Origin of the sequence: Paraburkholderia sp. HP33-1, from assembly GCF_021390595.1 — a bacterium.
Classification (GTDB): domain Bacteria; phylum Pseudomonadota; class Gammaproteobacteria; order Burkholderiales; family Burkholderiaceae; genus Paraburkholderia.
Map to the genome: position 1 here is coordinate 2,182,427 of NZ_JAJEJR010000001.1, position 23,764 is coordinate 2,206,190.

The 23,764-nt window shown below is 64.6% G+C and carries 16 protein-coding genes; 5 read left to right on the forward strand and 11 right to left on the reverse strand.

Annotation, left to right across the window (positions count from 1 at the left end; all coding sequences use genetic code 11):
- Positions 1–31: 31 nt before the first annotated feature.
- From L0U81_RS09885 to glnA, 4 genes are all read right to left on the reverse strand, one after another.
- Complete coding sequence (locus L0U81_RS09885; RefSeq protein WP_233802161.1) at positions 32–2,149, reverse strand: prolyl oligopeptidase family serine peptidase; 2,118 nt, start codon at positions 2,147–2,149, stop codon at positions 32–34.
- A gap of 141 nt (positions 2,150–2,290) precedes the next feature.
- Positions 2,291–3,826, reverse strand: a complete 1,536-nt coding sequence (gene ntrC, locus L0U81_RS09890) for a nitrogen regulation protein NR(I) (protein ID WP_233802163.1) — start codon at positions 3,824–3,826, stop codon at positions 2,291–2,293.
- Between the two features lie 36 nt (positions 3,827–3,862).
- A complete protein-coding gene (gene glnL, locus L0U81_RS09895; protein WP_233802165.1) occupies positions 3,863–5,005 on the reverse strand; it encodes a nitrogen regulation protein NR(II) in 1,143 nt (380 codons plus the stop codon).
- Positions 5,006–5,203: 198 nt separating this feature from the next.
- Positions 5,204–6,619 carry a type I glutamate--ammonia ligase gene (gene glnA / locus L0U81_RS09900; protein WP_233802167.1) on the reverse strand — a complete coding sequence of 472 codons (1,416 nt, stop codon included), beginning with the start codon at positions 6,617–6,619 and terminating at the stop codon, positions 5,204–5,206.
- A gap of 457 nt (positions 6,620–7,076) precedes the next feature.
- Between glnA and L0U81_RS09905 the strand changes: the two genes are divergently transcribed.
- Positions 7,077–7,541 (forward strand): rhodanese-like domain-containing protein, encoded by a 465-nt coding sequence (locus tag L0U81_RS09905; RefSeq protein ID WP_233802169.1) that lies wholly within the window; start codon positions 7,077–7,079, stop codon positions 7,539–7,541.
- A gap of 163 nt (positions 7,542–7,704) precedes the next feature.
- Here L0U81_RS09905 and L0U81_RS09910 read toward each other — a convergent pair whose 3' ends face one another.
- The 4 genes from L0U81_RS09910 to L0U81_RS09925 all read right to left on the reverse strand — a co-directional run bounded on the left by L0U81_RS09910 (position 7,705) and on the right by L0U81_RS09925 (position 11,646).
- Entirely contained in the window at positions 7,705–8,541 is an 837-nt protein-coding gene (locus L0U81_RS09910) for a competence/damage-inducible protein A (protein ID WP_233802171.1), read from the reverse strand.
- A 19-nt stretch (positions 8,542–8,560) separates the two neighbouring features.
- Positions 8,561–9,394, reverse strand: a complete 834-nt coding sequence (locus L0U81_RS09915; protein ID WP_233802173.1) for an EI24 domain-containing protein — start codon at positions 9,392–9,394, stop codon at positions 8,561–8,563.
- Between the two features lie 174 nt (positions 9,395–9,568).
- A complete protein-coding gene (locus tag L0U81_RS09920) occupies positions 9,569–10,567 on the reverse strand; it encodes a sterol desaturase family protein (RefSeq protein WP_233802175.1) in 999 nt (332 codons plus the stop codon).
- Between the two features lie 59 nt (positions 10,568–10,626).
- Complete coding sequence (locus L0U81_RS09925) at positions 10,627–11,646, reverse strand: YVTN family beta-propeller repeat protein (RefSeq protein ID WP_233802177.1); 1,020 nt, start codon at positions 11,644–11,646, stop codon at positions 10,627–10,629.
- A 574-nt stretch (positions 11,647–12,220) separates the two neighbouring features.
- Here L0U81_RS09925 and L0U81_RS09930 point away from each other — a divergent pair.
- On the forward strand, positions 12,221–14,437 hold the full coding sequence (locus L0U81_RS09930; RefSeq protein ID WP_233802179.1) for a YadA family autotransporter adhesin: 2,217 nt from the start codon (positions 12,221–12,223) through the stop codon (positions 14,435–14,437).
- A gap of 49 nt (positions 14,438–14,486) precedes the next feature.
- On the opposite strand, the gene hrpA is transcribed toward L0U81_RS09930, so the two are convergent.
- On the reverse strand, positions 14,487–18,587 hold the full coding sequence (gene hrpA, locus L0U81_RS09935) for an ATP-dependent RNA helicase HrpA (RefSeq protein ID WP_233802181.1): 4,101 nt from the start codon (positions 18,585–18,587) through the stop codon (positions 14,487–14,489).
- 23 nt (positions 18,588–18,610) lie between these two features.
- Between hrpA and argA the strand changes: the two genes are divergently transcribed.
- The 3 genes from argA to proP all read left to right on the forward strand — a co-directional run bounded on the left by argA (position 18,611) and on the right by proP (position 22,392).
- Positions 18,611–19,999 carry an amino-acid N-acetyltransferase gene (argA, locus tag L0U81_RS09940; RefSeq protein ID WP_233802183.1) on the forward strand — a complete coding sequence of 463 codons (1,389 nt, stop codon included), beginning with the start codon at positions 18,611–18,613 and terminating at the stop codon, positions 19,997–19,999.
- A gap of 77 nt (positions 20,000–20,076) precedes the next feature.
- Entirely contained in the window at positions 20,077–20,349 is a 273-nt protein-coding gene (locus L0U81_RS09945) for an oxidative damage protection protein (protein WP_026228676.1), read from the forward strand.
- Positions 20,350–20,922: 573 nt separating this feature from the next.
- Positions 20,923–22,392: a glycine betaine/L-proline transporter ProP gene (proP, locus tag L0U81_RS09950; RefSeq protein WP_233802185.1), complete on the forward strand. Its 1,470-nt coding sequence runs from the start codon at positions 20,923–20,925 to the stop codon at positions 22,390–22,392.
- A 66-nt stretch (positions 22,393–22,458) separates the two neighbouring features.
- Here the strand turns inward: proP and L0U81_RS09955 are convergent, their stop codons facing one another.
- A complete protein-coding gene (locus L0U81_RS09955; RefSeq protein ID WP_233802187.1) occupies positions 22,459–22,947 on the reverse strand; it encodes a metallophosphoesterase family protein in 489 nt (162 codons plus the stop codon).
- 8 nt (positions 22,948–22,955) lie between these two features.
- Positions 22,956–23,762 (reverse strand): hypothetical protein, encoded by an 807-nt coding sequence (locus tag L0U81_RS09960; protein WP_233802189.1) that lies wholly within the window; start codon positions 23,760–23,762, stop codon positions 22,956–22,958.
- Between the last annotated feature and the right edge of the window lie 2 nt (positions 23,763–23,764).

Consider the following 23,764-nt stretch of genomic DNA (forward strand, 5'->3'; position numbering starts at 1 on the left):
CGAGGCAGCAATGCCTCGCTTGCGTATTGCTTTATACGCCGCCCAGTACGCCCCACAAGAACCCGAACACCATCGCATCATGCTCGGCCTGCTCCAGCTCATCCGAGCCGCCGTGCCCGCCTTCCGTATTCTCCCGATACCACACGAGTTGCGCGCCCAGCGCCTGCATGCGCGCGGCCATCTTGCGCGCGTGGCCGGGATGCACGCGATCGTCGGCAGTCGACGTCATGAACAGCACCGGCGGATACGCGACGCCCGCCGCAAGGTTGTGATACGGCGAATACGCGGCGAGCGCGTGCGCTTCGTCGGGCTCGTCGGGATCGCCGTACTCGTCGATCCACGATGCGCCCGCATGCAGCAGGTGATAGCGGCTCATATCGAGCAACGGCACCTCGCACACGACCGCGCCGAACAGTTCCGGCCGCTGCACCATGCAGGCTGCGACCAGCAGCCCGCCGTTGCTGCCGCCCTGAATGCCGAGTTGCGCGGCGCTCGTCACGCCGGTCGCGATCAGCGCTTCGGCGACCGCGATGAAATCATCGAACGCGCGCTGGCGATGCTCGCCCTGCGCCGCCGTGTGCCAGCGCGTGCCGAACTCGCCGCCGCCGCGGATATGCGCGACCACGTACACGCCGCCGCGTTCGAGCCAGCCGATGCCCTGCCCCGTCAGATAGCTCGGCAGCAGCGGAATCGCGAAGCCACCGTAGCCGCTCAGCAGACACGGAAGCGTCGGCCTTGCATCGGCCGACGATGACGCCACTTCCTTCGGTCCTATCACCGTGTACGGCACGCGCGTGCCGTCGGCCGATACCGCATGCCCGCGTGTCACGGCAAAACGCGCCGAGTCGAACTGCGCCGGCCAACGGTCGAGCAACTCCCATTGGCCGGGCTCGTCGCGCGCGAGATCGGAGAGCCAGTAGGCGGGCGGTTGCAGATAGTCGTCGGTATCGACGAACACTTCGTCGTTCAACGTCGACTCGACCGGCGACACGTCGACCTGCGCATCACCCCGCGACGCGAACATGCGCTCGCGCCACTGCCACGTGCCGTCCTCGTGCTGCGACGGCGTCCAGATCAGCGTCTTGCTGCGCACGTCGTCGAGATACGACACGATCAGATGATGGCGCGTATGCGACCACTCGCAGGCCGAAGTGAGCGGCATCGGCGTAAAGAGCGGCGTCACGTCGCGCTCGCCACGCACGAACGCGTCCTCGCGAATCGCGAGCAGCGCGCCGCCCGGATAGTGCGCCTGCTTGCCGTCCCATTCACATTCCCAGTCGAGCCGCGGCTCGAGCAGCAGCCAGCCCTGCCACGCACCTACCGCGACGTGCGAGGGCACGTCGTAGCGATGCCACGCATCGCTGCTGCCGTCGAGGTAATACGTGTGCGAATCGAAAAAGTCGACGCTGCTCGTCACCGTATGCCGGCGATCGAGCGGATCGTAATGCGCCTCCACGCCGATATCGTCGAACTCGCCGCGAAACACGACGGGCGCATCGGCGAGCGCGGTGCCGCGCGTCCAGCGCCGCACGTCGCGCGGATAGCCGGAGCGCGTCAGCGTTTTGCGGCCATTGTCCCAGCCCACGTACAGCGTCTCGCGATCGATCCACGATACCGTGTGCTTGCCCGCCTTCGCGATCGCGAAGCCGTCGTCGACGAAACGCTGCGCGTCGAGATCGAACTCGCGCACGACGAGCGCGTCCGAGCCGCCCGGCGACATCGTGATCAGCGCGCGATCACCGTCCGGATAAAGAATGTCGAGATCGACGCACACCCACGGCGTGCCTTCGGCCGCGCCGAGTGCGTCGAAGTCGAGCAGGTTCTGCCACACCGGCGCGCCACTGCGCCATGAGGCCCACAAAGTGCGTCGCCAGATGCCGCGCGGATTGCGCTCGTCCTGCCACAGATCGTAGGCCCACTCCTTCCAGCGATCCGGAATCACCGGACGCTCGCGCGGCAGATAGGCATCGGCGAGCCGTCGCCTGAGCGTGTCGAACGACTCGCCGCTGCACCACGCGGCGTGCGTGCGCGCATTCTGCGCGGCGACCCACGCGAGCGCGTCAGCGTCGTCGAGCGCTTCGAGCGACAGGAAGGGATCGGGGGAAAGCGGCCACTCGAACGGAGTGGGAGAAGCGGAAGAAGCGGGCATCGTCGGCTGTCGGATCGGAACAGCGTTGATTATGCCTTGTGCGCGGCGTTCGCCGGTTTGGTGCGAGGCTCGATCCAGAAACGACGAAGGCGGCCTGAGCCGCCCTCGCCTGCGCTGCGCGGATCGCTCGACGCAAGCGCGTCAAGGCTCCAGATTGAGCTCCTGAATCTTGCGCGTGATCGTATTGCGGCCGATGCCGAGCCGCTCCGCTGCCTCGACCTTGCGGCCGCGCGTGAAGTCGAGCGCCTCGCGGATCACGGCCGCCTCGAAACGACGCGCGAGTTCGTCCATCACGTCGGCCGCGTTCTCGCGCAGCATGCGCGCGACTTCGGTGCGCAAGCCACCTTCCCATGCACTCAGTGCGCTCGCAACCGTCACACCGGCCGCACCAGACGGATGCACCAACGTGCCGCCCCCCGCGCCGGCGAGCGGCGCGTTGCCCACAAATCCCGCATTGGCCGGCGCGGTGCCATCCGCCGTCGCGCCGGCAGCGGCACCCGCGGCATCGCCTGAGCCGACCTGCGCGGGACTGAGATCGGGCGGCAGATCCTTGATCTCGATCGTCTGCGCAGGTGCCATCACCGTGAGCCAGTTCGCGAGATTTTCCAGTTGCCGCACGTTGCCCGGAAACGCCAGCGACGCGAGATACGCGAGCGCCTGTTCGGACACGCGCTTCGGTTCGACGCCGAGATCGCGCGCACTCTTCTGCAGGAAATGACGCGTGAGCAGCGGGATATCCTCGCTGCGCTCGCGCAACGCGGGCAAGCGCAGACGGATCACGTTGAGACGGTGATACAGGTCCTCCCGAAACAGCCCCTGGCGCACGCGCGATTCGAGATTCTGGTGCGTCGCCGCGATCACGCGCACGTTCGCGCGCAACGGATTGTGGCCGCCCACACGATAGAACTGCCCGTCCGACAGCACGCGCAACAGACGCGTCTGCAGATCGAACGGCATGTCGCCGATTTCATCGAGAAAGAGCGTGCCGTTTTCGGCCTGCTCGAAGCGGCCCTGGCGCATCGCCTGCGCGCCGGTAAACGCGCCGCGCTCATGACCGAACAGCTCGGACTCCAGCAGATCTTTCGGAATCGCGGCCGTGTTCAAAGCGATGAAGGGACCGTTCGCGCGTGGGCTATGTCGGTGCAACGCACGCGCGACCAGTTCCTTCCCGGTGCCTGATTCGCCGGTAATGAGCACAGTCGCCGCCGAATGCGACAGGCGGCCGATCGCGCGAAACATGTCCTGCATCGCCGGCGCCTGGCCGAGCATCTCGGGCGCTTCGGCGACACGATCGTCCCACGTCTGCTCACCGCGCATACTTTCGTCGACCGCGCGGCGGATCAGCTCGACCGCCTTGTCGACATCGAACGGCTTCGCCAGATACTCGAACGCGCCGCCCTGGAATGCGGCGACCGCGCTATCGAGATCCGAAAACGCGGTCATGATGATGACCGGCAGCCCCGGCAGCTTGTCGTGGACCGTCTGCAGCAGTTCGAGCCCGGAACCGCCGGGCATGCGGATATCGGAGACCAGCACCTGCGGGCTGTCGTGATCGAGCGCGGCCGACGCTTCGCGCACGTTCGCGAAGCTGCGCGTCGCGAAGTTCTCGCGCGCCAGCGCTTTCTCGAGCACCCAGCGAATCGATTGATCGTCGTCTACTATCCAGATCGGCTTCATATAGGTCGGTCAGAAGTCTTGAAATGCGTGTGGTATCTAGCTGTCGAGCGGTAGCAGAATCTGAAACTCGGTATGGCCCGGCCGGCTGTCCACCTCGATCAGGCCATCGTGCTGCTGCACGAAGGTCTGCGCGAGCGTGAGACCGAGACCGCTGCCGTCCTCGCGCCCCGACACGAGCGGATAGAAAATGCGGTCACGAATCTCTTCGGGAATGCCTGGGCCGTTGTCGATGATATGCAAGTCCAGTGCCAGCTTGCACAGGCGTTTTGAAATCGTGACCTTGCGCGCGACGCGCGTACGCAACTCGATGCGTGCATCGCCCTGCGAGATCCGCTCGCGCAATGCCTCGGCCGCATTGCGCACGATGTTCAGCAGCGCCTGGATCAGTTGTTCCTTGTCGCCGCGCAGATCCGGCACGCTGACGTCGTAGTCGCGCTCGATCGTCAGGCCGCGCGGAAACTCCGCGAGAATCACCTGACGCACGCGCTCGCACACCTCGTGAATATTCACGTCGCCGACGATATGCGGATGCCGGTGCGGTTCGAGCAAACGGTCGACCAGCGTCTGTAGCCGGTCCGATTCCTTGATGATGACCTGGGTGTACTCGCGCAACTCGTCGCGCTGACGCTCGCCGAGTTCGAACTCCAGCAGCTGCGCGGCACCGCGAATGCCGCCGAGCGGATTCTTGATCTCGTGCGCGAGATTGCGGATCAGATGCTTGTTGACCGCCGTCAGGTCGTTGATGCGCTCCTCGCGGTCGGTGCGCAGGTGCCGTTCGTTCTCGAACAGTTCGAGCAGCACGTAGTCCTGCGCGCTTTCCATAAAGCCGACGATCGCATGCACGTGCAGCGGCTCGTGGCCAGGACGCTCCAGCACGGCGTCCAGATGCGTCGCGTGAAAACGGTGCGCGGCGATCGCGGTGATCGTCGCGACCAGTTCGTCCGCGTTCGAGAAGATGTCCGGCCACGCCATCTGCGTCAATTGACGGCGCGACATCTCGAGCATCGACTCCGCCGACGGATTCGCGAACGCGACGCGCAGCGTGCGCTTTTCGAGCACCAGCACGACGGTCGGCAGCGCCTCGAAGCCCGGCAGCAACCCGGAACTCACGAGCTGCACGTCGTCCGACAGCGTCTGTTCGTGTCCCTTCCTTGCCTTGATCAGATTTTTCAGAACCATCTTGCAGTCTGGCCGGTAGGAGATGGTGATAAATCAGGAGTGCTGCTTTTTATGCTTCTTCGAATTGCAGATTGCCCGCGCGCGGCCGGCCGTGCGTACGGCCTAACGAAAAAGGGACGGCGCCGCCGTCCCTTCGTGACCGATCGCGAGCGTCGGGCAAAGCGCTTCGCCGGGTAAAGGGCGAAGCGCCATGGCCGCTTACAGCGAGTAGTACATTTCGAATTCGATCGGGTGCACCGACTGACGATAACGCTGCAATTCCGTCGTCTTCAGTTCGATGTACGCGTCGAGCATCGAATCCGTGAACACGCCACCGCGCGTCAGGAACTCGCGGTCCGCGTCGAGCGCGTCGAGAGCCTGGTCGAGGCCCGCGCACACGGTCGGGATCTTTGCATCCTCTTCCGGCGGCAGGTCGTACAGGTTCTTGTCGGCGGCTTCGCCCGGATGAATCTTGTTCTGCACGCCGTCCAGACCCGCCATCATCAGCGCGGAGAAGCACAGGTACGGATTCGCCAGCGGATCCGGGAAGCGCGTTTCGATACGGCGGCCCTTCGGGTTCGACACGTGCGGAATACGGATCGATGCCGAACGGTTGCGAGCCGAGTAAGCCAGCTTGACCGGTGCTTCGAAGTGCGGCACGAGACGCTTGTACGAGTTCGTACCCGGGTTCGTGATCGCGTTCAGCGCGCGAGCGTGCTTGATGATGCCGCCGATGTAGAACAGCGCGAATTCCGACAGACCTGCATAGCCGTTGCCCGCGAACAGGTTCTGGCCGTCCTTCCAGATCGACTGGTGAACGTGCATGCCCGAACCGTTATCGCCAACGACCGGCTTCGGCATGAACGTCGCCGTCTTGCCATACGTATGCGCGACGTTGTGGATGACGTACTTCATCTGCTGCAGCCAGTCAGCACGCTGCACGAGCGTCGAGAACTTGGTGCCGATTTCGTTCTGGCCCTGACCCGCCACTTCGTGGTGGTGCACTTCGACCGGAATGCCGATCTGTTCGAGCAGCAGACACATTTCCGAGCGGATGTCCTGGAACGTGTCGACCGGCGCGACCGGGAAGTAGCCGCCCTTGGTGCCCGGACGGTGGCCGGTGTTGCCGCCTTCGAATTCCTTCGCCGACGACCACGGTGCTTCTTCCGAACCGATCTTGATGAAGCAGCCCGACTGATCCGTGTTCCACTGGACCGAGTCGAAAATGAAGAATTCCGGTTCCGGACCAAAGTAAGCGGTGTCGCCGAGACCCGAGCTCTTCAGGTACGCTTCGGCGCGCTTCGCGAGCGAGCGCGGATCGCGCTCGTAGCCCTTGCCGTCAGCCGGTTCGACGACGTCGCAGGTCAGCACGAGGGTCGACTCTTCGTAGAACGGGTCGATGAAGGCCGTGTTCGCGTCCGGGACCAGCAACATATCCGATGCTTCGATGCCCTTCCAGCCGGCAATCGACGAACCGTCAAACGCATGGCCGCTTTCGAACTTGTCTTCATCGAATGCCGACACCGGCACCGAAACGTGTTGTTCCTTGCCGCGCGTATCGGTGAAACGGAAGTCGACAAACTTGACGTCTTCGTCCTTGACGAGTTGAACGACGTCGGCCACGGATTTACTCATAACCTATCTCCTGATTAATAAATTCGGCGGATTTCAGCCGCCGCCCAATCTAGCTGACCCGTCCCGGCGCGTCCACCAATACGGCGTCGCAGAGAGAAAAATTCTGCCGGGGCAAATCGATCGGCACCAATAAAGCATATAGTGTGCCACCTCTAGGGCCCGGATACGCCAATCACGCGCACACCGTTACTGCGCTTACGTTTGCGGGCCGCGCGCACAACGCGGGCGAATTTGCGAACAAACGTGCGGGCATCGTAACGCACCAGTTTCGTGCATTCACCGCTTTGGAAATCACCATACTTTTCATTTTGGTGCATCTCGAACAAAATGCACCAAAATTGCGCGTAAAGGTCTGCGCCGCGTCCGGCGACTAGCCGGCGTCGTCCAGTCTACACACATCTGCTCGGCGCCTGCCGCGCGCTAAAATAATCATTTGGTCCGAAGGAGATTGACGCTCATGAGCACGCTCGAACAGCTTTACGCGCAGGCGGACGCCCGCCGCACCGAGAACCAGTTGCCCTACGCGGGCGCGGTATCGCCGGCCGAGGCGTTCGAACTGCTGGAACTCGATGCGCGCACGCGTCTCGTCGACGTGCGTACCCGCGCCGAGCTCGACTGGGTCGGCCGGCCGGCGGTCGGTGATGGACAATATGCACACGTCGAATGGACGCGCTATCCGGGCGCGGTGCCCAATCAGGAGTTCATGCAGCAACTCGCGCAGGTGGCGACGCCCGACACGCCGGTGCTGTTCCTGTGCCGCAGCGCCGCGCGCTCGAAGCTCGCCGCGATCGCCGCGACCCAGGCCGGCTTCACGAAGGCGTATGACCTGCTGGAAGGCTTCGAAGGCGACAAGGACGGCCAGGGGCATCGGAAGACGGTGTCGGGATGGTGTTTTCGCGGCTTGCCGTGGATCGGCGCCTGATGGAGGGTGGGCGCACTGCCTCCACGTGCGCAAGCCCGTGGAGCGTGGCTGAAGCAAGCTAACCAGAACGGGACGCGCCGACCACACATTGATTGCATCGTCGGCGCGGGGTGTGACACAGCGATGTCGCGGCTCGCGGCAGGCGGGCCCCATCATTGAGCACTCAGCTTCGCGGCTTACCCGTGGCCGCCGCTGCTTCAGGCTCGACGATATCGCCGCCGAGCAGATGCACTCCCTCGCGCAGCTTCACGAACGCGGCGGCGACGGCTTCCGGCTCACCCTTCACGCCGAGATCGATGTGATGCCGCGCATACACGCCGCCGCGCTCCGCATCGCCGACACTCGGCAGACTGAAGACCCGCACGCCCGGAAAATCGCGCTCGATTTTCTCCATCAGCGGCGTCACACGCGACTCCGGCAACTCGAACACCAGCAGTGACTTTTCTGCGTGCGGCGTCGAGTGATGCAGATGCGCGTACTGCGTATCGAGCACCCACTCGATCATCGGCCAGGCCATCACCGGGAAACCCGGCACGAAATGGTGCTGGCGGATCGAAAAGCCCGGAATCTTGTTGTAGCCGTTCGGAATGATCTCGGCGCCCTGCGGGTACGTGCCCATATTCAGGCGATGCCGGTTTTCGGGCGAGTTCAGATCGAGCGGCGCGGGTGCGTTCGCCGGATACATGTCGCGGATGCGCTCCTGGATCAACTTCGCGGCCTGCGGATGCAGTCCGAGCGGCACGCCGAGCGCGGCCGCCGCGCACTGGCGCGTGTGGTCATCCGGCGTCGCGCCGATGCCGCCCGTCGAAAAGACGATGTCGCCCGACGCGAACGTGCGCCGCAGCGTCGCCGTGATGCGCTCAGGATCGTCGCCGATATACTCCGCCCAGCCGAGCGACAGCCCGCGCGCGCCGAGCAACTCGATGACCTTCGGCAGATGCTTGTCGACGCGTCTGCCCGACAGGATTTCATCGCCGATGATGATGACGCCAAATGCCATTGCCGCCTCTTTCGTTTGATCAGTAGGGAACCGGCGCGACCTCGCGCGCGCCGCCAGGCGCTTCCGCCCGCATACGCTGTAACGCGCGCAGGCAGTAGTAGCCGAACCATAGCGCCGAGAACACGAGAATGAACGCGTAAATCCAGATCGTCACGGTCGTGATCACCGGGAACAGCACAATCAGCCATACCGACGACGCCCACAGCAGCGTCGGCACCGAACCCAGCAGGCCGCTCACGATGCCGATCATCAGCAGCGGCAGCCGATGGCGCCGCACGAGTTCGCGCCGTTCGTCACGCGTCGCATGCAACGCGAGCGCGTCGTAGGTCATCAGGCGATACGTGAGCCAGCCCCACAGCAGCGGCGGAATCAGCGCGAAGAACGGCGGCACGAGCCACAGCGGCAATGTGACGATCAGCATCACGAGACACAGCAGCGTGGCCCATAGCGCCTGACCGAGGCTACCGTACCACGTTCCGCCGCGCCGCATCTCGAGCTCGGCGAACTGGCGCGCCGCGAGAAAGCGGATCACGGCCGGCATCGACAGCATGGCGATCAGCAGCAGCACCGTGACGACGATCAGCGGAATCGCCACCGCGATCACGATGAACGGCGCGATGACTGCATGCAGCGCCGAAAAACCGAGCCGGTCGAACAGATGGTAAAGCGTGGCGGTGAAAGACCAGTCGTCGAGCCACATGCGGGTCGTGCCGGTCAGTGTCTGCCAGAAGAACCACAGGAGCACGCCCCAACCGACGGTCGCGACGATAAAAGGTTTGAAGGTGAGCCAGAGCATGCGCGGATGCAACGCGCTTGCGAGCGCGCGCCCGAACGAGCGCAACAGATCATTCATGCGAGCCAGTGCCTGCGAACGAAACGATGGAAGGGAAATCGCGCCGCGCGCCGGCCAGGCATGCTGGGGCACTGGGGCGTGCGCACGAACGTGCACAGCATAAACCAGGGGACGCGCCGCCCGCAGAAGTGGGCGGCGCGGCAGAGTGCGTGCTCGAATGGACTCGGAATGGACTCAAACGGCGGCAGTGTCGTTGCCGGGTGCGGGGCGCTTCGGCACGAGGCGCTGCGCGATCCGGACGAACGCGAACCAGTGCTGCGCCCAGAAACCCTCGCCATAGCGACGGCCTGCGAGCTGATCGCTGATACCGGTCGGCTCCAGGTCGCGGTTCCACGACACGCTGCGGAACATCATGTCCCACCACGGGAACAGCACGCCGAAATTGCAGCCGTATTTGAGCCCTTCATGCCCATAGCCGATCGCGTGGTGACGGCGGTGGAAGGTCGGGCTGACGAGCAAGCGCTCGCCGAGCCAACCGTAGTACAGGCGGATGTTCGCGTGCTGCACACTTTGCGCGAGGTTCGTGATCGCAACGAGCACGACGAACTGCGACGGCTGCACACCGATCACGAGCGCGATCACCGCGAAAAACGACGCCTGCAGCAGATCGTCGAGCAGATGGTTACGATCGTCGGACCACAACGACATCTGCTGCTGACTATGGTGTACCGCATGCAACTCCCACCACACGCCGATACGGTGCTGCCAGCGGTGATACCAGTAGGCGGCGAAATCGAGCACGAGCAGATACATGACGAACGTGACGAGCGGCCGCGTGGTCACGCCGGGCCACAGGTTGTCGAAGTTCAGGTTCGCGATGCCGTGCAGCCGCAACCAGCCTTGCACGTTGTCGAAGAACGGCTGGAGCGCGAAGAAGAAAAACAGATTCAGAATGCCGAGCTTGGCGATCCACGTGTACAGCACGTCGACGCGCACCGCCTTGCGGTTCTCCCATTGCTCGACCGGGCGCAGCGCCTCGAGCGGTCGCAGGATCGCGTACATGGCGAGCACCTCGAGCACACCGACGATGACCCAGTACAGGCTGTCGTAGGTGTCCTCGTCGTAGTCCATCAGGTTGAGATGGAACAGCAGCGGCTGCACCACGTCGACGTACAGCCAGGTCTGCACGGCTGAAACGAAGCTGTCGAGTGACGAGAAAATCACATGGAACATGATGCTGGCCTGGTTACTTCATCCTTGATGGCTCACTCGGGCACCCTGCCCTGTCGCTCTCAGGCACCGTTCGGCGCCGTGACCGGCGCGCGATCGAAGAAATAGATGCCGTGCGGCGAGCGGCCCACCGCAATCGTCTGGATCAGCTTGTGCGTATTGAGGTCGATGACGCCGATATGCTTCGCAAAGCGGAAGGTCACCCACAGATAGCGTTTGTCGGCGGAGAGTTCCATGTCATCCGGTCCCGGCATCAGACCGGTGATGTCGCCGACGTTGGTGAGCGCGTCTTCGTCGATGATGCTGATCGTGCTGGCCACCCGGTTCGACACCGCGACATGCTTGCCGTCGGCGAGCGAGCGGAAGTTGTGTGCGCCCTTGCCCGTGTGAATCGTCTTGACGACCTTCTGGTTGCGCCAGTCGACGACGGCGACGTAGTCCTCACCGGTCATGCCGACGAGCAGGTACTTTTCGCCCGGCGTCATCCACAAACCCGCGGGCACCTTGCCGACCTTCATCTTCCATTTGACGGTTTGCGTGGGCAGGTCGATCGCGGCGAGCTCACCCGAGACCTGCAGCGTGACGAACACGGTCCTGCTGTCGTTCGAGAACGCCATGTGGCTCGGCATCACAGCGAGCGGCAGCCGCGCGGCCAGCGTCATCTGGTTTCTCTGGCCGTCGTAGTGATAGATGTCGAGGCGATCGAGCCGCAGACCCGTCGTGACGAGCCACTTGCGATCCGGCGAAAAACCGATCTGATAGGGATCTTCGATGTTCTCGACCCAGTGCTGCACGTGACCCGTTTTCGGATCGACGAACATCAGGCTGTTCGACACCGAATTGGCGACGATCAGCGAAGAATTGTCCGGCGTGGCCATCAGGTGATGCGGCTCCTTGCCCGTGGGCACGGTACCGACGACCTGGCGGCTATTCTCGTCGATCAGGCTCAGCGTGGCTTCGGCGGAATTGAGCACGATCACGTTATCGGCGTGCGCGGCCGGAGAAAAAAAGCCTGCGGCGGCAACCAGCGCCGCGGTCGCGGCGAACGTGGCAGTCAAGCCGGGAAGAATAAATTTACGCATGGAAGCTCGCTTCGGAGAATAGCCGTGATTGTAGAACGTTTGCCGGTCCGGGCGGTTGACGCAAGTCACTTTGCGACGACCGGAAAATGGGGGGCGCGATGAAGCATTGCGGCGCGGGGGATTGTTCGTCTGCCGCGCCCCGTTCATGTTCGTGCCGCACGTTTTCGAATGAGGAATCAATGTGCTCTCCGTGTCAGCATCAATCAGGCACCGGTCACCCGTTAAAATCGCGCAGATCGCCATCTGAAACAATAGGAATATTCCTTTTTCATTATCAATAAAAATCCTCCCGTATTAATATATTTTTTAGCCCGTTTGAATTTCGGAGTTCTCTGATATCTGAATTGCGCGTCGAGATCGGAGAATTCACCTTACGCGCCGCCCCAACAGTGCAGGCTCCACGAAATTCGGCCGTATAGCGCTGAGGCCGCTGCGTGTTCGACTCAATAACGCAAGCATCAATAACGACTGGCGTTTTTGTGTTTTCCAAACCTCAAACCCATCCAGACAATAACATCTCGTTAATGTCGGATTACGCGCTGCGTGCCACTAAAATAATGCGGAGGCCTTTTAATTGACGAACAAGAATATTTCTATAATTTCCCGTGCGGTCCGAAGCACCGCCGGCGTTTCTATAGCGGCGGCGGCGCTTTACGTCACGCAAGCGAGCGGCGCTGGGTTCGATTCCATTGAGGTAGGCACGGCCAGCGCGCCCGGCGACGTCGCGGTCGCGATAGGTGCAGAGGCCGCAGCAAGCGGTGACTCATCGCTGGCGGTCGGCTGGCAGGCGAACGCACAAAACGACGGCGCGATCGCGGTGGGCGCGAACGCCGCGGCACAAGGCGATGGCGCCGTCACCATAGGACCCTCCTCTTCCGCGCAAGGCGAAGGCGCGAGCGCCTTCGGGTTCTTTGCGAGTGCGCAAGCGCAACGCGCGACCGCAATCGGCCTGAACGCATCGGCGCTCGGCGTCGACTCCGTCGCAACAGGCTCTGGTTCAATCGCGGCGAACTCGGCCGCATCCGCGTTCGGCGCTCTGTCCACGGCAACCAGCGTCGGATCGACCGCGCTCGGGTATGTCGCGCAAGCCGGCGCCACCAACGCCCTCGCCGCCGGAGCATGGGCCTCGGCGCTGGCGGACTCGGGCGTCGCGCTTGGCAGCAATGCCCTCGTCAGCGGCCTCGGCGCCATCGCGCTCGGCGCAGCCGCACAGGCGAGCGGCGCCTACGCAAGCGCAATCGGTTTTGGCGCAACGGCCGCGGGCGCCGGGGCGATCGCACTCGGCAACAACGCGAACGCGAGCGCCGACAATAGCGTCGCGTTGGGCGCCCATTCCAGCACCACGGCCGACCTCTCGCAAAGCGCGTTTGCGCCCGCGGGAACGGGTGTCACGCCGATTGCGGCCGCCAGCCCGACAGGCGAAGTCTCGCTCGGCTCGGCGAATAACGAGCGTCGCTTGACGAACGTCGCCGCGGGCGCGGCGCCCACCGACGCGGTCAACGTGAGCCAGTTGAGCGCAGTCGACGGAAAGGTCGATGCACTTGCTCAAAGCGGCGCGCTGCATTACTTCAGCGCCTACGACGCGTTCGACGGCTCCAACGACGCGCTCGCTGATGGCACACATGCGCTCGCCGCGGGCAGCAATGCCAGCGCGACGGGCACTGACGCAACTGCGTTCGGCACGAGCGCCAGCGCGAACGCAACGGGCTCGACCGCGATTGGCGCGGGTGCCGTCGCGGCCGCCGATAGCGCACTGTCGATCGGTTACAACGCGAGCGCGCTAGCTGCAAATTCCGTCGCGCTTGGCCAAGGCTCGATCGCCGATCGCGCGGGCACCGTGTCGGTCGGTTCAGCAGGCAACGCGCGCCAGATTACCAACGTAGCGGCCGGCACTGCCGACACCGACGCCGTCAACGTCGCCCAGCTGAAAGCCTTGAGCGACCAGAGCAGCGCGACCGCAGCGAAGCTCGACGGCGCGCTCATGTACGACACGAACGCGGACGGCAGCATCAACCGGAACAGCGTGACGCTCGGTGGCGATTCAACTGAGGGCACCGTCATCCATAACGTCGCGAACGGTGTGCTGGCGTCCGACGCGGTCAATCTCGCCCAGTTGAACGCGGCGCTCGAGGGTGCAATCAATAACGCGGCGATCGGCTCGGCTAGCGCGTTGTTCACTGCGGCTGGCGATAACGCGACTGAAAGCGCGCAGGCGTCGGGCTCGCACGCGATTGCGGCCGGAGCGAACGCGCAGGCGAGCGGCGCAAACGCCGTTGCCACCGGAGCGAATGCCGTTGCCAGCGGCAACAACGCCACGGCGCTTGGCTCCGCAGCCAACGCGAGCGCCGACAACTCAGTAGCGTTAGGCCAAGGCTCGATCGCGGACCGCGCGAACACCGTGTCGGTCGGCACAGCAGGCCAGGAGCGCCAGATCACCAACGTCGCGGCCGGCGTGCGAGCCACCGACGCGGTCAACGTCAATCAGTTGCAGCAAGGCATGAGTGGCGCGATCAGCGAGGCGAATCGTTATACCGACGACCAGATCCGCTCGGCCCGCCGGGATAGCTATGGCGGCACGGCATCGGCGCTCGCGATGGCCGGCTTGCCGCAAGCAGTCCTGCCGGGACACGGCATGGTCGCCATGGCAGGCGGCACGTACGGCGGTCAATCGGCACTCGCGATCAGCGTGTCGCAGTTATCGGACACCGGCAAGTGGATCTACAAGGTCCAGGGCAGCACAGACTCGCGCGGGCAGTTCGGCGCCTCGATCGGAGCGGGGATGCATTGGTGAAATCGGTTCGAGCCATCGTGTCCGGCGTCCGCGAGCGAGCGCCCTGGCTTTAGCGCTGCATCGACTCCCACACCTTGTGCAGACGCTTCACAGAAACCGGCATCGGCGTGCGCAACTCCTGCGCGAACAGCGAGATGCGCAACTCCTCGAGCAGCCAGCGGAATTCCGCAAGCCGCGGATCGACTACGCCACCGCGCTGGGACACCGCGCGCTGATAGTGCTGCTGCAGCGGCTGGAGTTCCGCGGCCTGCCGCGCGTCGCGTGCGGGGTCCGCGCGCAGCTTGTCGATGCGCAGCGCCATCCCCTTCAGATAACGCGGGAAATGCGCGAGTTGCACATACGGCGTATCGACGACAAACCGCTTTCCGATCAACGCATCAAGCTGATTTTGCAGATCGGCGTATGCGGCCGCGAACGGCTTTGCCTGCAGGAGCTTCTTCGTCAGGCTCGCATACTCGCCGAGAATCTGTCCGACCAGCCGCGAGATTTCCTGTGCGAGCAGCGTAAGGCGGCTGCGCCCTTCGTCGCGTCGGGTGTGAAAGCTCGCATCGTCGTCAGGCAGCGGATCCTGCAGACACGCGCGGTCGAGTGCGGTGTCGATCAGTTGATCGCGCAGTTCTTCCTGCGTGCCGCGCGGCATAAACTGCATGGCCATTTCGCGCAGACCCGGCAGATTCTTCTCCAGATACTTGATCGGCTCCTTCAACTGCAGCGCGAAAAGTCGGCGCAAGCCCGCGCGATGAATCCGCGCGGCTTCTTCCGGCGAATCGAACACCTCGACGTCACAATGCGTGCCGCGATCCACCAGCGCTGGATAGCCGAACAGCGTCTGACCGCCGCGGCGAATTTCGAGCAGTTCGGGCAGCTTGCCGAAATTCCATGTGCTCAGGTTTTCATACAGTGCGGTGCCCGGCGCGCCATCCGGCGTCGCAGGCTGTGGAGCAGCGGCCGCGCCCTTGCCGCGCGACGCCCCGCTCGCGGCCGAACCCGAAGACTGCGCAGGCGACGCGACACCACCGCCGCCCGCATCGGCCAAGGCGGCGCCGGCCGCGCCCGAGACGAGCTTCTGGAAATGCTGCTGCGCCTGACCGCCAAGTTCGGAGCGCAGTTGCGACAGATTGCGCCCCATCGCGAGCTGCCGGCCATGTTCGTCGATGACCTTGAAGTTCATGAACAGATGCGCGGGCAGCGTCTCGAGCTTGAAGTCGGACTGCTTCATCGCGACCTGCGTCTGCTCGCGCACATCGGCGATCAGCGCCTCCAGCAGGCCGCCCGCTCCGAAACGCTGGGCGCTGTGCCGCTCGGCAAAGCCCGCCGCATATTCGGGCAGCGGCACGCAATGGCGACGCAGCTTCTGCGGCAGCGACTTCAGCAACAGTTGCGCCTTCTCCTTCAGCATGCCGGGCACGAGCCACTCGCAACGGCGCGCATCGACCTGGTTCAGCGCGTACAGCGGCACCGCGAGCGTCACGCCGTCGCGCGGCGTGCCCGGCTCGAAGTGATAGGTCAGCGTCATCTCGATGCCGGACATCGTCAGCCGCTTCGGGAACAGATCGGTCGTGACACCCGCTGCCTCGTGCCGCATCAGATCGTCGCGCGACAGATACAGGAGCCGCAGCTTGTCCTCCGGCTGGCCGCTCTTTTTGACCTCGTCGCGATACCACCGCTCGAACGACGCGCCTGTATAGATGCCGTCGGGCAGCGCCTGATCGTAGAACGCAAAGATCAATTCGTCATCGACCAGCACGTCCTGCCGGCGCGACTTGTGCTCGAGCTGCTCGATGTCGGCAAGCAGCTTGCGGTTGTGCGCGAAAAACGCGAGCTTCGTGTCGAACTCGCCTTCAACGAGCGCCCCGCGAATAAACAACTCGCGCGCGCGCGCCGGGTCCTGCTTGCCGAACGCGACACGCCGCCGGTGATAGATCGGCAGGCCGTACAGCATCGCCCGTTCGAACGCGGACACCTGCGCCGCGCGCTTTTCCCAATGGGGCTCGGACAGCGATTTCTTCAGCAGATGCGCGCCGACCTTCTCGACCCACTCGGGCTCGATTTTCGCGATACAGCGTGCGTAAAGCCGGCTCGTTTCGACGAGCTCGGCGGCCATCACCCACTTGCCGGCCTTTTTCACGAGCGCCGAACCCGGCCACAAATAGAACTTGATGCCACGCGCGCCGAGATAGTACGGCTCATCGTCGGCTTTCAGGCCGATGTTGCCGAGCAGACCGGTCAGCAGCGCAAGATGGATCTGCTCGAACGTCGCCTCCGCATCGTTGAGCCGCCAGCCGTGCTCGCGCACCACGGTCAGCAGTTGCGAGTGGACGTCGCGCCATTCACGCAGCCGCAGCTGCGACAGGAAGTTCTTGCGGCACTCGTCCTGCAGCTGCCGGTTCGATTTCTTGTGCGCAATCGCTTCGTCGAACCAGTTCCAGATCTTCAGCCACTGCAGGAATTCGGAGCGCTCGTCGGCGAACCGGCGGTGCGCCTGGTCGGCCTGCTCCTGCGCTTCGATCGGGCGATCGCGGGGGTCCTGCACGGACAGCGCGCTCGCGATGATCAGCACTTCCTTCAGCGCCTGCTGGTCGCGTGCGGCGAGAATCATGCGGCCGACTCGCGGATCGAGCGGCAGGCGCGCGAGTTCGCGGCCGAGCGGCGTCAGACGGTTGTCGTCGTCGACCGCGCCGAGTTCGTTGAGCAACTGGTAGCCGTCGGAAATCGCGCGGCCCGGTGGCGGCTCGATAAACGGGAACGTTTCGATCGCCGTCAGATGCAGCGACTTCATGCGCAGAATCACCGACGCGAGCGACGAGCGCAGGATTTCCGGATCGGTGAAGCGCGTGCGCCCCTGGAAGTCGTTTTCCTCGTACAGGCGAATGCAGATGCCATCGGCCACCCGGCCGCAACGTCCGGCGCGCTGGTTCGCGGCGGCCTGCGAAATCGACTCGACTTGCAGTTGCTCGACCTTGTTGCGATACGAGTAACGCTTCACCCGCGCGAGGCCGGTGTCGACCACATAGCGGATGCCGGGTACCGTCAGCGAAGTTTCGGCGACGTTGGTCGCGAGCACGATGCGCCGCGCGTTCGAGGTGCGGAACACGCGCTCCTGCTCGGCGGCCGAGAGCCGCGCGAACAGCGGCAGAATTTCCGTATGCGGCGGGTGATGCTTGCGCAGCGCCTCGGCGGCGTCGCGAATCTCGCGCTCGCCGGGCAGGAACACCAGTACGTCGCCGGGGCCTTCGCGGCACAGTTCGTCGACGGCGTCGACGATCGCTTCCATCAGATCGCGATCAGTCTCGCGCTGCGTCTTCGGGCGCTCGCGGCCAGACGACGACGCGGCACCCGAGCTTCCTTGCGCCGCCTTGATCGCCGGGCTGTCCTCGACGACCGGACGGTAACGCACCTCGACCGGATACAGCCGCCCGCTCACTTCGATCACCGGGGCGGGCTTGTCGTCGCTGCCGAAATGACGCGCAAAACGGTCGGCGTCGATCGTCGCCGAGGTCACGATCAGCTTCAGATCGGGACGCTTCGGAAGAATCTCCTTCAGGTACCCGAGCAGAAAATCGATGTTCAGGCTGCGCTCGTGCGCTTCGTCGATGATCAGCGTGTCGTACGCCTTCAGCAGCGGATCGGTCTGCGTTTCTGCAAGCAGAATGCCATCGGTCATCAGCTTGACCGATGCGCCCGGCGCGAGGTTGTCGTTGAAGCGCACCTTGTAGCCGACCACTTCGCCGAAGGGCGTGCCGAGTTCCTCGGCGATACGGCGTCCGGTCGCCGACGCGGCGATCCGGCGTGGCTGCGTATGGCCGATCAGACCATTGCCACCGGCACCGGGACCACGGCCGAGCGTGAGGCAGATTTTTGGCAGCTGCGTGGTCTTGCCCGAGCCGGTTTCACCCGACACGATCACTACCTGATTCTTCGCTATCGCCCGCGCGATCTCGTCGCGGCGGCCAGAGACCGGAAGCGCTTCGGGGAACGTGATCGGTGGAATCGGATTGGGCTCGACGACTCGCGGCGCTCGCGGTTCGCGCGGCGCGCGAGGTTCCTTGCGCGCCGCGCCGGGTTGCGTGTCGCGCGAAGTGTGACGTTGCTCGCCGGCCGGCGCCGGTTTCTCGTTCGCCCCAGCGGGACTTTTGGGTACATTCGACATGGGGGCGCATTATAATCCCCGGCATGAATTCCCAAACCGACCTCGCCCCCGCGCCCGCGAGCGTTCCGGCCCCCGCCGAGTCGCCGGAGACCCTCGCCCAGCACGCGCAATTCGTCGACTGGATGCGTTCAGTCGCCCCGTATATCCACGCGTTCCGAAACAAGACGTTCGTCGTCGGTTTCGGCGGCGAAGTGGTGCATCAGGGGTTGCTGAACGCGCTCGTGTCGGACATCGCGCTGCTGCAGGCAATGGGCATCCAGATCGTGCTCGTGCACGGCTCGCGCCCGCAGGTCGAGGAGCAGATGAGCCTGCACGGCGTCGAATCAGAGTTTTCGCACGGCATGCGCATCACCGACGCGCGAGCGCTCGAGTCCGCGAAGGAAGCGGCCGGCGAAGTGCGTCTCGACATCGAGGCCGCGATCAGCCAGGGTTTGCCGAATACGCCCATGGCGCACGCGCACATCAGCGTCGTGTCGGGCAACTTCGTCACGGCGCGCCCGGTCGGCATTCTGGACGGCGTCGACTTCCAGCACACGGGCCTCGTGCGCAAGATCGACGCGGATTCGATCCGCCACTCGCTCGCGAGCCGCAAGCTCGTGCTGCTGTCGCCGCTTGGCTTCTCGCCAACCGGCGAGGCATTCAATCTGTCGATGGAAGACGTGGCCTCGGCCGCGGCAATCGCGCTGCGCGCCGACAAGATCGTGTTCCTGACCGAAACGCCGGGCCTGATGGAAACCGGCGAAAGCGGCACCGAGCTGATCCGCGAACTGTCGCTCGACGACGCGTACAAGCTGCACGAAAGCGGCGAAGTCACCGGCGACGCCGGGTTCTACCTCAAGCATTCGATCCGCGCCTGTCGCGGCGGCGTGCCGCGCGCGCACATCATCCCGTACGCGCTCGACGGCAGCCTGCTGCTCGAACTGTTCCTGCACGACGGCGTCGGCACGATGATCTCGTACGAGAACCTCGAAAGCCTGCGCGAAGCCACGCCGGACGACGTCGGCGGCATTCTCGCGCTGATCGAGCCGCTCGAATCGGACGGCACGCTGGTGCGGCGAGGCCGTCACCAGATCGAGCGCGACATCGACCATTTCTCGGTGATCGAGCACGATGGCGTGCTGTTCGGCTGCGCGGCGCTGTATCCGTATCCGCAGGAGCGCATCGGCGAAATGGCCTGCCTGACGGTCGCGCCCGAAGCGCAAGGCACCGGCGACGGCGAGCGCCTGCTCAAGCGCATCGAGCAGCGCGCGCGGGCGCGCGGCCTTACGCGCATTTTCGTGCTCACCACACGTACCGAACACTGGTTTCTCAAGCGCGGCTTCGTCAAAGTCACGGTCGACGACCTGCCTGAAGACCGCCGCCGACTCTACAACTGGCAGCGCAAGTCACTCGTGCTGATGAAACAGCTTTGAGTGGCCGATGATCGCCCCCATCTGATCCGAACAGGCATCGTCTGCCCGCCCCAACACGATTACAGGAGAAGCACAGCATGACTCGTATGGTTCAATGCGCGAAGCTCGGCAAGGAAGCCGAAGGCCTCGATTTCCCGCCGCTGCCGGGCGAACTCGGCAAGCGGATCTACGAAAGTATCTCGAAGGAAGCCTGGCAGGCCTGGCTGAAGCAGCAGACCATGCTGATCAACGAAAACCGCCTGAACATGGCCGATCCGCGCGCGCGTCAATATCTGATGAAGCAGACCGAAAAGTTCTTCTTCGGCGAAGGCGCGGACACCGCATCGGGCTACGTGCCGCCGTCGGCCTGAGCCTGCCTCGTCCGGGACGACACCAGCCGTCGTCCGGACCGACCGCCCGCCAAAAATCCGCGCCGCGAGCGCGGATTTTTTTTCGCCCCAATGCCGGGTAGCACGATCCTCCGTCATCGTGCTAACATGTGCGTCCTTTCAACATCATCTCACCTTCATTCGCGTTCGTTTCAAGCTGGCTCGCCGTGCATGTTGCGCGCGGGCGCCATCCTGAATCGAGCTGTTTTTAAACAAGAAGGCTCGTCGGTCGTTTCCCCGCCTCAGCGGAAAATTCAAGATCGGCCTTTTTCGTTTCAAGCCTTCAGTGGCGTATGGGCAAGCTTCCCGGCAACCCTGCGTCCTTCGTGCATCTGCCCCCCTTCCACGGCCACGCAGGTGCAACAGTCAGCACAACCTAGATGAGTGTTTTTTCGCGACCTGGTCGCGAGGCACGGGCGTTTGCTTTTTTCGCCCTCTGTTGCGCCGCCGGCGAACCGGTGCCGCGGATGCCCTCGCTTTGTTCGCGAAATTGCACTTCCAGCAACCGAGGCGGAACGCATCACGAGTTTCGTCGCAGTCATTGGAGTTTTAACCTTGACCGCTTCCAGCAACGGCTTCTGGCGACATCACAAACAGGAACAACGCCTTTCCCTCGACGACATCACCGTCGTCGATCACTCCCTCCTGAAACGGGCGGTCGGCGCCATGGCGCTCGGCAACGCGATGGAATGGTTCGACTTCGGCGTGTACAGCTATATCGCGGTCACGCTCGGCAAAGTGTTCTTCCCATCGTCGAGCCCGTCGGCGCAGCTCATCGCGACTTTCGGCACGTTTGCCGCGGCGTTTCTCGTGCGGCCGATCGGCGGCATGGTGTTCGGGCCGCTCGGCGACCGCATCGGCCGTCAGCGCGTGCTGGCGATGACGATGATCATGATGGCCGCGGGCACCTTCGCGATCGGCCTGATTCCCAACTACGCGACGATCGGCATTCTCGCGCCGGCGCTGTTGCTGCTTGCGCGCCTCGTGCAGGGATTTTCGACCGGCGGCGAGTATGGCGGCGCCGCGACCTTCATCGCCGAATTCTCGACCGACAAGCGCCGCGGCTTCATGGGCAGCTTCCTCGAGTTCGGTACGCTGATCGGCTACGTGCTCGGCGCGGGCACGGTCGCGCTGCTGACGGCGACACTGTCGACCGACGCGTTGCTGTCCTGGGGCTGGCGCGTCCCGTTCCTGATCGCCGGTCCGCTCGGTCTGATGGGTCTCTACATCCGCATGAAGCTCGAGGAAACGCCCGCGTTCAGGAAGCAGGCCGAAGAGCGGGAAGCCGAGGACCGCGCGCTGCCCAAGCAATCGTTTCGTCAACTGCTCGTGCAGCAATGGAAGCCGCTGCTGCTGTGCGTCGGCCTCGTGCTGATCTTCAACGTGACCGACTACATGGCGCTGTCGTATCTGCCGAGCTATCTGTCGGCGACGCTGCACTTCAACGAAACGCACGGCCTGTTCCTCGTGCTGCTCGTGATGATCCTGATGATGCCGATGACGCTGGCCGCCGGCCGTCTGTCCGACAAGATCGGCCGCAAGCCGGTGATGCTGCTCGGTTGCGTCGGTCTCTTCGCGCTGTCGATTCCCGCGCTGCTGCTGATTCGCATGGGTACGGTGCTGCCGGTGTTCGGCGGGCTGATGATCCTCGGCGTGCTGCTGTCGTGCTTCACAGGCGTAATGCCGTCGGCGCTGCCGGCGCTGTTCCCGACGAAGATCCGCTACGGCGCGCTCGCGATCGGCTTCAACATCTCGGTGTCGCTGTTCGGCGGTACGACGCCGCTCGTGACCGCATGGCTCGTCGAGCGGACCGGCAATCTGATGATGCCCGCGTACTATCTGATGGGTGCATCGCTGATCGGCATCGTATCGGTGCTCGCGTTGCGCGAAACCGCCCGCAAACCGCTGCTCGGCTCGGGTCCGTGCGTCGCGACGCGCGCCGAAGCGCACGCGGTGCTGCGCGGCGAGCGCGAGGCCGAGGAGATGGATGAACGCTTCGCGGAGGCTGCGACCGCGCGCGCCTGATCGGCGCGGTTTTCCCCGCAGGCGTAGTTGCGAAAGCGGGCCGGCGAATTTCGCCGGCCCGCTTTTTTATGTCAGCAGCGAATCGAATGTCGCGCTGATCTGCCCGCCGTCCACCATCAGCCTGCCCGCGCACACCGGCAACTTGAAGCGCCGTGGCCCCGCGCTGCCCGGGTTGACGTACAGCACGCCGTCGCGCTCGGCGATCGACGGCTTGTGCGAATGGCCGCTCACCACGACGCGAATGCCCTCCTCGCCCGGTGCGCAGTCGAGATCGGCGATATCGTGCACGACGAGAATCGTCACCTGCTGCACGGTCAGCCTCGCATGTGTGGGCAGCGACGCCGCCCAGTCGCCGGTATCGTTGTTGCCGCGCACCGCGGTGAGCGGTGCGATCCGCGCGAGCGCGTCGAGCACGTCCGGGTTGCAGATATCGCCCGCGTGGATGATCGCGTCGCAGCCGTCGAGATAGCGCAGCGCTTCGGGACGCACGAGGTTGTGCGTATCGGAGATGAGCCCGATACGGGTAGCGGTCGAACGAGCCCGGCGTGCAGTCATGCTCAGCCTCACTCCGCCTGCGGCCCGGCCAGCTCTCGCGGCGCCGCGTCAGCGCGCCGCTGCCCAGCCAGCAAGCGCCGGGTCAAACCCTGCACGACGACCGAGACCACCGCCGCGCACGCAAACCCCGTCGCCACGCCGTACTGCGGCAGCAGCGCTGCCGTCACCGCGAAGAACGCCGCGAACGAGCCGCGCCCGACCACCATGCCGCGCATCAGCAGCGCGACGAAGTCCGCGCCATGCGAGCGCTGCGCCGACACCGCGAGCACGATGCCGAGCAGCGGAAACACCGACAGCACGCCACTCCACGCCGCACCCATCGATACCGAGGCCGTCGTCACCGCGAGCGTCAGCAGCGCGCCCGCGAGCATCCGCACGGCCAGATCCGCGAGCCCGACACGCGCCGCCGGCACATGGCCCGTCACACGCGGCAAGCAGCTCTGCGATACCCCAACGGCGGCACACGCCGCCGCCATCGCCCAGCCGATCGAGCCGGGCAGCCGCACGAGCAGCAAAGCCGCGCCGAGCCAGCCGGCCATGCCCGCGACCAGTGCCAGCGGCCAGTCGAAGCGCCGGCAGGTCCACCCATAAGCAAGATTGAATGCCTCGGACGCGGCGATCGCCGCCACCGACGCCGCCGATGCCTGCGCCGCGAACGCCGGCCCGTGCTCGAGCGCGAGCAGCAGCACGATCGGTCCGGCGACGACCGGCAGCCCCGCGAGCCATCCCGCGACCGACGGTCCCCAAACGCGCGCGGCCGCCGTCAGCGCGGCAAGAAAGGCCGGCACCAGCACGAGCTTCAGTGCGAGCAACATGC

Excerpts from the sequence above, each read along its gene's own strand:
- L0U81_RS09885 (WP_233802161.1), bottom strand. The coding sequence starts at position 2,149 with ATGCCCGCTTCTTCCGCTTCTCCCACTCCGTTCGAGTGGCCGCTTTCC.
- ntrC (WP_233802163.1), bottom strand. The coding sequence starts at position 3,826 with ATGAAGCCGATCTGGATAGTAGACGACGATCAATCGATTCGCTGGGTG.
- glnL (WP_233802165.1), bottom strand. The coding sequence starts at position 5,005 with ATGGTTCTGAAAAATCTGATCAAGGCAAGGAAGGGACACGAACAGACG.
- glnA (WP_233802167.1), bottom strand. The coding sequence starts at position 6,619 with ATGAGTAAATCCGTGGCCGACGTCGTTCAACTCGTCAAGGACGAAGAC.
- L0U81_RS09905 (WP_233802169.1), top strand. The coding sequence starts at position 7,077 with ATGAGCACGCTCGAACAGCTTTACGCGCAGGCGGACGCCCGCCGCACC.
- L0U81_RS09910 (WP_233802171.1), bottom strand. The coding sequence starts at position 8,541 with ATGGCATTTGGCGTCATCATCATCGGCGATGAAATCCTGTCGGGCAGA.
- L0U81_RS09915 (WP_233802173.1), bottom strand. The coding sequence starts at position 9,394 with ATGAATGATCTGTTGCGCTCGTTCGGGCGCGCGCTCGCAAGCGCGTTG.
- L0U81_RS09920 (WP_233802175.1), bottom strand. The coding sequence starts at position 10,567 with ATGTTCCATGTGATTTTCTCGTCACTCGACAGCTTCGTTTCAGCCGTG.
- L0U81_RS09925 (WP_233802177.1), bottom strand. The coding sequence starts at position 11,646 with ATGCGTAAATTTATTCTTCCCGGCTTGACTGCCACGTTCGCCGCGACC.
- hrpA (WP_233802181.1), bottom strand. The coding sequence starts at position 18,587 with ATGTCGAATGTACCCAAAAGTCCCGCTGGGGCGAACGAGAAACCGGCG.
- argA (WP_233802183.1), top strand. The coding sequence starts at position 18,611 with ATGAATTCCCAAACCGACCTCGCCCCCGCGCCCGCGAGCGTTCCGGCC.
- L0U81_RS09945 (WP_026228676.1), top strand. The coding sequence starts at position 20,077 with ATGACTCGTATGGTTCAATGCGCGAAGCTCGGCAAGGAAGCCGAAGGC.
- L0U81_RS09955 (WP_233802187.1), bottom strand. The coding sequence starts at position 22,947 with ATGACTGCACGCCGGGCTCGTTCGACCGCTACCCGTATCGGGCTCATC.
- L0U81_RS09960 (WP_233802189.1), bottom strand. The coding sequence starts at position 23,762 with ATGTTGCTCGCACTGAAGCTCGTGCTGGTGCCGGCCTTTCTTGCCGCG.